General features: G+C 70.4%; 8 protein-coding genes and 1 pseudogene. 6 read left to right on the top strand and 3 right to left on the bottom strand.

Annotated elements, in window-relative coordinates; genetic code table 11:
• Positions 1-78 precede the first annotated feature (78 nt).
• Genes Q0112_RS06435 through Q0112_RS06425 form a run of 3 tightly spaced genes read right to left on the bottom strand, consistent with a single transcriptional unit; the run spans position 79 to position 2945 of the window.
• Complete coding sequence (locus Q0112_RS06435; RefSeq protein ID WP_297972908.1) at positions 79-1083, bottom strand: substrate-binding domain-containing protein; 1005 nt, start codon at positions 1081-1083, stop codon at positions 79-81.
• 46 nt (positions 1084-1129) lie between these two features.
• Positions 1130-2224: an ABC transporter permease gene (locus tag Q0112_RS06430; protein ID WP_297972906.1), complete on the bottom strand. Its 1095-nt coding sequence runs from the start codon at positions 2222-2224 to the stop codon at positions 1130-1132.
• Positions 2214-2945 carry an ATP-binding cassette domain-containing protein gene (locus Q0112_RS06425; RefSeq protein ID WP_297972905.1) on the bottom strand — a complete coding sequence of 244 codons (732 nt, stop codon included), beginning with the start codon at positions 2943-2945 and terminating at the stop codon, positions 2214-2216. The genes Q0112_RS06430 and Q0112_RS06425 overlap by 11 nt, the downstream gene beginning before the upstream one ends.
• Positions 2946-3216: 271 nt before the next feature.
• Between Q0112_RS06425 and Q0112_RS06420 the strand changes: the two genes are divergently transcribed.
• The 6 genes and pseudogenes from Q0112_RS06420 to Q0112_RS06395 all read left to right on the top strand — a co-directional run.
• Positions 3217-4257: a rod shape-determining protein gene (locus Q0112_RS06420; RefSeq protein ID WP_297972902.1), complete on the top strand. Its 1041-nt coding sequence runs from the start codon at positions 3217-3219 to the stop codon at positions 4255-4257.
• Between the two features lie 67 nt (positions 4258-4324).
• Entirely contained in the window at positions 4325-5224 is a 900-nt protein-coding gene (mreC, locus tag Q0112_RS06415) for a rod shape-determining protein MreC (protein ID WP_297972898.1), read from the top strand.
• Positions 5221-5742 carry a rod shape-determining protein MreD gene (gene mreD, locus Q0112_RS06410; RefSeq protein WP_297972896.1) on the top strand — a complete coding sequence of 174 codons (522 nt, stop codon included), beginning with the start codon at positions 5221-5223 and terminating at the stop codon, positions 5740-5742. The genes mreC and mreD overlap by 4 nt, the downstream gene beginning before the upstream one ends.
• Positions 5743-5792: 50 nt before the next feature.
• Positions 5793-7667, top strand: a complete 1875-nt coding sequence (gene mrdA / locus Q0112_RS06405) for a penicillin-binding protein 2 (protein ID WP_297972912.1) — start codon at positions 5793-5795, stop codon at positions 7665-7667.
• Entirely contained in the window at positions 7664-8815 is a 1152-nt protein-coding gene (rodA, locus tag Q0112_RS06400) for a rod shape-determining protein RodA (protein ID WP_297972894.1), read from the top strand. The genes mrdA and rodA overlap by 4 nt, the downstream gene beginning before the upstream one ends.
• Positions 8816-8820: 5 nt before the next feature.
• Positions 8821-9326: pseudogene (locus Q0112_RS06395) on the top strand (glyoxylate/hydroxypyruvate reductase A); the annotation flags it as partial.

The following is a 9326-nucleotide window of genomic DNA, read 5'->3' as shown; positions in this document are numbered from 1 at the left end:
CCACTTCTCAGGGAAGGTTACCGCCTCTGGGCGGGCAAGGCCGGCTGAAGGCGGGCCGGAGCCCGCCTTCGTCGTCGGCTACTGCGCGATGCAGGTGTCGACGGTGTCCGGGGTGCAGACGTCGAGGCCGGTGTAGGTCGGATCCTCGGGCGCGGCGCCGCCCTCGGCCATCTGCTGGAAGGCGAACATCACCTTGTAGCCCATCTCGAACGGGCGCTGGCCGACCTGGCCGGCGGAGAAGCCCTCCCGCAGCTGGTCGATCTGGATCGGCAGCGTGTCGGCGACGACGAGCGCCAGCGAGCCGTCGGCGATCTTGCCCTTGTAGGGCTCGACAGCGGCGCGGTTGGCGTCGGGGATGAACTGCGGGAAGCCGCCGGTCGGGGTGAAGGCGTCGAGGTCGGGGTTCGCCGCCATGAAATCCTCGAACTGCTGCACCGCGCGCGGGAAGTCGTCGTCGGTATAGAGCGGGCAGCCGTCGGCCTCGGTCCAGCCGTTCTCGCCGGCGAGGCGCTCGCCGGGCGAGGTGGTGCCGCTCTTGCCGCCGAGCGTGTCGCGGATGCCCTGCATGCGCTCGTTGTGGTTGGCCGCTGCGGCGCCGCCCGACTGGATGCAGATCGTGCCGCCGTCCGGCTTGATCTCCTGCACCCGCTTGGCGATGTTCACGCCGATGTCGTAGTTGTGCGTGCCGATGTAGGCGACGCGCAGCTCCTGGTTCTCGGGCAGGAGGTCGCTGTCCCAGGTGATGACCGGGATGCCGGCATCCTTGGCCGCCTGCAGCGCCACCGCCATCGCCGCCGCGTTGGCCGGCGAGACGCCGATGCCCTTCACGTCGCCGCGGGCGACGAGGTCCTGCACGATCTGCACTTGCTCGTCGCCGCCGCCGTGCTCGCCGGGGCCGATGTACTCGCAGACGAAGGCGCCGTTCGACTCCGCCTCGGCCTTCTTGCAGCCGTCGCGGGCCTGGTCGAAGAAGGGGTTGTTCATGTTCTTCGGCACCAGCGCGAAGATGTTCTGCGCGAAGGCCGTCGAGCCGACGCTCATCGCGGCGAGTGCGACGGCCGAGGTTACCAGTAGCCTTTTCAATGCACTTCCTCCCTGTTGCATGCCCCGGGCGTTGCCCGCGGCGGTTCTAGCGCCCCTTGCCGGAACGGAACATGTGCCGCAGCAGCTCCTTGAAGCTGAAGCCGCTCCTTTCCATTCCGATCAGGACCGCGAGAATGATGAAGGCGCCGACGAAGGCACCCTGCCAGTTCGAATCGATGCCCGCCATGAGCAGCGCGTTGCGGATCACCTCGAGCAGCGCCGAACCGACGACGGCGCCGTAGGCGCTGCCGGAGCCGCCCATGAGGTTGGCGCCGCCGATGACGGTGGCGGCGATGACGCGGAGCTCGTAGGTCTGCCCGAGCGCGTTGATCGCCGATCCGGCGTAGCCGAGGATCAGCAGCGCCGCGACCGAGGCGCAGAAGGCGGAGAAGACGTAGGCCTGGAACTTGATCGCGTCGACGTTGACGCCGGTCATCCGCGCCGCCTGCTCGTTGCCGCCGATCGCGAAGAGATGCTTGCCCCAGGACTTGAAGTTGAAGACGTAACCCACGAGGAACGCGAGGATCACCATGACCCAGAAGTGGGAGGAGAAGGCCGGCACCCAGTGCGGGAAGATGCTTTCGGGATGGCCCGAGGGGAACTTCCACTGGCCGATCGCCTTCACGATCGGGGCGTCGGGGCCGAACTGGTAGAGCATCTGGTTGCCGGAGAAGACGACGGCGAGCGAACGGGCGATCGACATCATGCCGAGCGTGACGACGAAGGACGACATGCCGACGTAGGCGACGAAGAAGCCGTTGACCGCCCCGCAGGCGAGGCCGGCGAGCATCCCCATGGCGAAGGCGACGTACCAGGGATAGTGCCAGGTCAGGAAGAGACCGGCGACGATGGCAACGAGCCCCATGATCGAGCCGACCGACAGGTCGATGCCGCCGGTGATGATGACACAGGTCATCCCGAGCGCCATGATCCCGAAGGGGGCGAAGTTCCGGGTGATGTTGCCGACGTTCTGCGCGGTGAAGAAGGACGGCTGGTAGAGGCCGACCACGACCGAGAGCGCGAGCAGCGCGACCGTCACCCAGAAGGGCTGGCTCGCCAGGATCTTGCGGGCGAGGGTGCGCTCGGCGATGCCGGTGACGTCGGAGATCCGCGCGTGGTCGGCGGTGGCCTCAGGCGGCATGGATGGCTCCCGTGATGAGGCCGGTGATCTCTTCCGGGCTGGTCGAGGCGGTCGGCTTGTCGGCGACCTTGCTGCCGCGGCGGACGACGACGATCCGGTCGCAGACCTCGAAGACGTCCGGCATGCGGTGGCTGATGAGGATGACCGCGACGCCCTGCGCCTTCATCCGGCGGATGAGGTTCAGCACCTCGGCGACCTGGCGGACGGAGATGGCGGCCGTCGGCTCGTCCATGAGGGCCTTGGAGAGGCGGGTGCGGGCGATGGCGACCGCCTGGCGCTGGCCGCCCGACATCTTGCGCACCAGGTCGCGCGGGCGGGTCTCCGACTTCAGCTCCTCGAAGAGCTCGCCCGAGCGGGCGACCATCGCGTTCTTGTCGAGCGTCGCGAACGGGCCCCAGCCCTTCTTGAGCTCGCGGCCGAGGAAGACGTTCTCGGCCGCGGTCAGGTTGTCGGCCAGCGCGAGGTCCTGGTAGACGACCTCGATCCCGACCTGGCGGGCGTCGATCGGGCGGAGGAACTCGACCGGGCGGCCCTCCAGCTCGATGCTGCCGCCCGAGGCGGTGAAGTTGCCGGCGATGATCTTGACCAGCGTCGACTTGCCGGCGCCGTTGTCGCCCATGAGGCCGACGACCTCGCCGGGGGCAATCTCGAGATCGATGCCGCGCAGCGCCTCGATCGCGCCGAAGCTCTTGGAAACGTCCTTCAGCCTCAGAAGGCTCACGCGCGTTCCTCTCCCTGTCTGCGGCTTGGTCCCGCCGTGGCCGGCCTCCGCTTGCGGGGAGAGTTGCACATCGGAGGCCGTCCGACAATTGAAAGCGCGTCACCGGCCTTCGGTGCGCCGGCCGTTATCGTCTTATAGTTGTGTTAACTATCTTCTCGCTCTATCGCAGGGCGCGGCGCGGAGGCTTTACCGGGTGCCGGATGGCGGAATATAAATGGGGCTGCGGCCGTCAGAACCACAACATCGGCCGAGGCGAGAGGGCAAGGAACATATGTTTGGGGCATTGAGCGGGCTTTTTTCGTCGGACATGGCGATCGATCTCGGGACCGCCAACACGCTCATCTACATCAAGGGCAAGGGCATCGTGCTCAACGAGCCCTCGGTGGTCGCCTATCACTTCAAGGACGGGCGCAAGCGCGTGCTGGCGGTGGGCGAGGACGCCAAGCTGATGCTCGGCCGCACGCCGGAGTCGATCCAGGCGATCCGGCCGCTGCGCGACGGCGTCATCGCCGACTTCGACGTCGCCGAGGAGATGATCAAGCACTTCATCCGCAAGGCGACGCGCCGCTCCGGCTGGGCCAAGCCGAAGATCCTCGTCTGCGTGCCGCACGGCGCCACTTCGGTCGAGCGCCGGGCGATCCGCGAGAGCGTCATCGCGGCCGGCGCGCGCAAGGCCGGGCTGATCTCCGAGCCGATCGCCGCCGCCATCGGCTCGGGCATGCCGATCGCCGACCCGACCGGGAACATGATCGTCGACATCGGCGGCGGGACGACCGAGGTCGCGGTGCTGAGCCTCGGCGACGTCGTCTATGCCAAGAGCGTGCGCGTCGGCGGCGACCGGATGGACGAGGCGATCATCAACTACCTGAGACGGCAGCACAATCTCCTCGTCGGCGATTCGACGGCCGAGAAGATCAAGATGGAGATCGGCACTGCGCGGATGCCCGACGACGGGCGCGGGGCGCGGATGGAGGTGCGCGGGCGCGACCTCCTCAACGGCGTGCCGAAGGAGATGGAGATCAGCCAGGCGCAGATCGCCGAGGCCCTGTCCGAGACGGTGCAGATGATCGTCGAGGGGGTGATGCAGGCGCTGGAGCAGACGCCGCCCGATCTCGCCGCCGACATCGTCGACCGCGGCGTGATGCTGACCGGCGGCGGCGCGCTCCTCGGCGACCTCGACCTCGCGCTGCGCGAGCAGACCGGGCTCGCGATCACCGTGGCCGAGGAGTCGCTGAACTGCGTGGCGCTCGGCACCGGCAAGTCCTTGGAGTTTGAAACTCAACTTGCACATGTGATAGACTTCGGGAACTGAGGCGGGCAGCAGATCCGTCCCGGGGCGGGGGCCGCCGACACGCCCCACCCAGAGGCATCGAATCAGCGTGGCGACCCGCAGCGACTCACCCCCAGACTACCTCCGCGGCGTCCGCCGGGTGCTGGTCACCGTGATCGCGCTCGTTCTCGTCGTGCTCTTCCTCGTCTGGCGCATCGACAACGCGCGGGTGGAGCAACTCCGGGTGAGTCTCGTCGACCGCTTCGTGCCGAGCTTCTCCTGGACGCTGAAGCCGGTGGCCGAGACGGCGCGGATGCTGGCCGACCTGCGCGCCTATTCCCGGGTCTACGAGCAGAACGCCGAGCTCCGCCGCGAGCTGCAGCGGATGCAGGGCTGGCGCGAGGCGGCGCTGCAGCTCGAGCAGAAGAACGCCCGCCTGCTCGCGCTCAACAACGTGCGGCTGAACCCGCGGCTGACCTTCGTGACCGGCGAGGTGATGGCCGACTCCGGCAGCCCCTTCCGCCGCTCGGCGACCGTCAACGTCGGGCGGATCGACGGGGTGACCGACGGGTCGGCGGCGCTCGACGGGTCGGGGCTGGTGGGGCGGATCGCCGGGGTCGGCGCGCAGTCCTCGCGCATCATCCTGCTCACCGACGCCTCGAGCCGGGTCCCGGCGGTGGTGCGGCCCTCCGGACAGCGGGCCATCGTGACCGGCGACAATACCTCGGCCCCGGCGCTCGAGTTCCTCGACCAGGCCGACGAGCTCAATCCCGGCGACCGGGTGGTAAGCTCGGGCGACGGCGGGCTCTATCCGCCCGACATCCTGATCGGGCGGGTGGCGATCGGCGCCGACGGGCGGCGGCGCGTGCTGCTCGCGGCGGACTACCGGCGGCTCGACTTCGTGCGGGTGGTGCGCGCCACCTCGCTCTCTGCGATCGACGGGCCGGTGGAGTTGATCGGGCCGAGCCTGCCGGCCGACGCCGTCGCCCGGGCGGAGCCCGGCGAATGAGCGGCGCGCGCCCCCTGCCCGCCTTCCTCGAGACGGGGCTCCTCGTCGGCCTCGGCATCGTCGCCGTCGCCGCGGCGCTCATCCCGCTCGGCCCGGGCGGCGAGCTCGCGGCGCCGGATCTCCTCTTCTGCCTCGTCGTCGCCTGGATCGTCCGCCGGCCGGCGACGACGCCGCTCTGGGCGGTGCTCGGCCTCGGGATCTTCGCCGACCTGATGATGTCGCGCCCGCTCGGCCTCGGGGCGCTCGGGCTCCTGCTCGCCTCGGAATGGTTCCGCCGGCGGGCGGCGCGCTTCCAGTCCGGCCCCTTCCTCCTCGAATGGCTGGCGATGGCGCTCGCCTTCGCAGCCGTCCTCGCCGCCATGCGCCTCGCCCTCGCGCTCGTCTTCGCCGAGGCGCCGGGCCTTTCCATGCTGGTGCGCTACGCGGTCACGACCGCCCTCGCCTATCCGCTGGTCGTCCTCGGCCTCGCCTGGTGCCTCAAGCTGCGCGCCGGCGACGCCGCGAGGGTCGCGCGATGAACGGCCGGGGCGGAGCGCACGAGCCGGCGCCACGGATCACCCGCCGCGGCATGATGCTGCTCACCCTCCAGGCCGGGGTGGTCGGCGCGCTCGGCTGGCGGATGCGCGACCTGCAGATCGTGCAGAACGAGCATTTCGCGCTGCTCGCCGAGGAAAACCGGGTGAACATCCGGCTGATCCCGCCGGCGCGCGGCCTCATCCTCGACCGCGCCGGGCGGCTGATGGCGGGGAACCGGCAGAACTATCGCATCTCGATGGTGCGCGAGCAGGCGCGCGACCCCGAGGCGGTGCTGGCGCGGCTCGCGACGATCATCGCGCTGCCCCCCGAGGTGCAGGAGCGGGTGCTGAAGGAGATGGCCGGGCGCCCCGCCTTCGTGCCGGTGGCGGTGGCCGAGCATCTGAGCTGGGAGGACGTGGTCCGCGTCTCGGCCAACGCGCCGGTCCTGCCCGGCGTCGTGCCGGAGGTCGGGCTCAGCCGCTTCTATCCCGACGGGCCGAGCACCAGTCACGTCGTCGGCTACGTCGGGCCGGTCAGCGAGAGCGACCTCGCCAAGCTCGAGGATCCCGATCCGCTGCTGCAGATCCCGCGCTTCCAGATCGGCAAGACCGGCATCGAGGCGAAGCTCGAGGCCGACCTGCGCGGCGAGGCCGGCAACCAGCGGATCGAGGTGAGCGCGGCCGGCCGGGTGATGCGCGAGCTCGGCCGGGTGGAGGGGACGCCCGGCAAGGACCTCGAGCTGACGATCGACCTCGAGCTGCAGAACTACGCCATGCGCCGCATGGCCGGCGAGAGCGCCGCGGCCGCGGTCATGGACGTGACGAACGGCGACATCCTGGCGCTCGCCTCGGCGCCGGGGTTCGACGCCAACAGCTTCGTCTTCGGCATCCGCACCGGCGAGTGGAACGCGCTGCTCAACGACGACCACCACCCGCTCAACAACAAGACCATCACCGGCACCTATCCGCCCGGCTCGACCTTCAAGATCTGCATGGCGCTCGCCGCGCTGGAGGCGGGCGTGGTGAGCCCCGGCGACGGGGTCTTCTGCGGCGGCTCGACCGCGCTCGGCAACCGGCGCTTCCACTGCTGGAAGCGTGGCGGGCACGGGCGGGTCGATCTCAGGCGGAGCCTCTCCCAGTCCTGCGACTGCTACTACTACGAGATGGGCCGCCGGCTTGGGCCGGACCGGATCAGCGCCATGGCGCACGTGCTCGGCCTCGGCTACGCGCACGAGCTGCCGATCCCGGCGGTCGCAACCGGCAACATGCCCGATGCGGCCTGGAAGAAGGAGAAGCGCAAGGAACCCTGGACGACCGGCGACAGCTTCAACTACGGCATCGGTCAGGGCTTCACCCTCGCCTCGCCCCTGCAGCTCGCGGTGATGACGGCGCGGGTGGCGAGCGGCAGGGCGATCAAGCCGCGCCTCGTCCGCCGGATCGACGGGGTCGAGGTGCCGGTCGAGCCGGCCGAGCCGCTGCCGGTCTCCGAGCGCAGCCTCAAGGCGGTGCGCGACGGCATGTACGCGGTCTCCCAGGGCGGGACGGCGGCGCGTTCGCGCATCGTCGATCCGGCGATGACCATGGCGGGCAAGACCGGCACCAGCCAGGTCCGCATCATCACCGCCGCCGAGCGCGCGGCCGGCGTGACGGCGAACGAGCAGCTGCCGTGGAACCGGCGCGACCATGCGCTCTTCGTCTGCTACGCGCCCTACGACAACCCGAAGTATGCCGTGGCGCAGATCGTCGAGCACGGCGGGGGCGGCTCGGCGGTGGCGGCGCCGATCGCGCGCGACATCCTGCTCTTCGCGCTCTGCGGCGGGCTGCCGCCGCTCGAGGCCTATCCGCCCGAGCAGCGCAAGGCGATCGAGGAGCAGCGCGCGGCGATGGGCCTCGCCGGCACCGCGCCGGCGGGGAGCGACCGGGCATGAGCCTCCTCGACGCGGGGCACGGCGTCGGCGCCCCGCGCGGCTTCGGCAAGCTGCTCGCGCTCAACTGGCCGCTGCTCCTGCTGCTGACGGCGGTCGGCTGCGCCGGCTTCCTCATGCTCTTCTCGGTGGCGGGCGGCTCGCTCCACCCCTGGGCCGAGCCGCAGATGATCCGCTTCGGCGTCGGCCTCGTCGGCATGGTGGCGATCGCGATGGTCGACATCCGCTTCTGGCGGCTGATGGCGCCGGTCGCCTATGTCGTCTCGCTGCTGCTGCTCGTCGCGGTCGACGTGATGGGCTTCGTCGGCATGGGGGCGCAGCGCTGGATCCAGCTCGGGCCGATCCAGATCCAGCCGTCCGAGATGATGAAGATCGCGCTCGTCATGGTGCTGGCCGCCTACTACCACCGGCTGCCGGTCGCGAAGGTCTCCCGCCCCTTGTGGGTGATCCTGCCGCTCCTGCTCGTCCTGATGCCGGTCGGGCTGGTGCTCGAGCAGCCCGACCTCGGCACCGCCATCCTGCTGCTGGCCGGCGGCGGGGCGGTGATGTTCCTCGCCGGGGTCAGCCTCTGGTACTTCGCCGCCGCCATCGCCGCCGGGGCCGGGGCGGTGACGCTGGTGCTGAAGAGCCACGGCACCGACTGGCAGCTGATCCACGAGTACCAGTTCCGCCGCATCTTCACCTTCCTCGACCCCTCGGCCGATCCGCTCGGCGCCGGCTATCACATCACCCAGGCGAAGATCGCCATGGGCTCGGGCGGGCTCGCCGGGCGGGGCTACATGCAGGGCACGCAGAGCCGGCTCAACTTCCTGCCCGAGAAGCACACCGACTTCATCCTGACGACGCTCGCCGAGGAGTTCGGCTTCGTCGGCACGGCGTCGCTGCTGGCGCTCTACTGCCTGATCGTCGTCTTCTGCGTCGCCTCGGCGATCTCGAACCGGGACCGCTTCGGGGCGCTGCTGACCGGCGGTGTCGCCTCGACCTTCCTGCTTGCCTTCGCGATCAACATGGGCATGGTCATGGGCCTCATGCCGGTCGTGGGCGTGCCCTTGCCGCTCGTCTCCTACGGCGGGTCGGCGATGATCGTGCTGCTCGCCGCCTTCGGGCTGGTGCAGAGCGCGCACGTGCACCGGCCGCGCAACCGGGATTGAGGCTGATGGGTCCGCGCATCCTCTTCTCGGCGCCGGAGGAGCAATGGCCGCTCTGGCGCCCGCATCTGCTCGCCGCCTTCGCGGAGGCGGGGATCGACGCGGCGCTGACCGACGATCCGGCCGGGCCCTGGACCTTCGACTATCTCGTCTACCAGCCGGGCGGGCCGGTGCGGGACTTCACGCCCTTCACCCGGCTGAAGGCGGTGCTGAGCCTCTGGGCCGGGGTGGAGCGGATCGTGGGCGACGCGACGCTGGCGGTGCCGCTCTGCCGCATGGTCGACCCGGGGCTGACGCGGGGGATGGTCGAATGGGTGACGGCGCACGTGCTGCGCTATCACCTCGGGATCGACGCGCACATCCTCGGGCAGGACGGGGTCTGGCGGCACGGGGTGGTGCCGCCGCTGGCGCCGGAGCGGACGGTGACGGTGCTCGGGCTCGGCGAGCTCGGGCGGGCGGTGGCGGGGACGCTGGCCGGGCTCGGCTTCGACGTGCAGGGCTGGAGCCGGCGGGC

This window comes from uncultured Amaricoccus sp. (assembly GCF_937858865.1).
Lineage (GTDB): Bacteria > Pseudomonadota > Alphaproteobacteria > Rhodobacterales > Rhodobacteraceae > Amaricoccus.
This window is presented reverse-complemented; position numbering and strand designations above follow the sequence as displayed.

Coding starts and splice junctions, on each gene's coding strand:
- Q0112_RS06430 (WP_297972906.1), bottom strand. CDS start 2,224: ATGCCGCCTGAGGCCACCGCCGACCACGCGCGGATCTCCGACGTCACC.
- Q0112_RS06420 (WP_297972902.1), top strand. CDS start 3,217: ATGTTTGGGGCATTGAGCGGGCTTTTTTCGTCGGACATGGCGATCGAT.
- mreD (WP_297972896.1), top strand. CDS start 5,221: ATGAGCGGCGCGCGCCCCCTGCCCGCCTTCCTCGAGACGGGGCTCCTC.
- mrdA (WP_297972912.1), top strand. CDS start 5,793: ATGATGCTGCTCACCCTCCAGGCCGGGGTGGTCGGCGCGCTCGGCTGG.
- rodA (WP_297972894.1), top strand. CDS start 7,664: ATGAGCCTCCTCGACGCGGGGCACGGCGTCGGCGCCCCGCGCGGCTTC.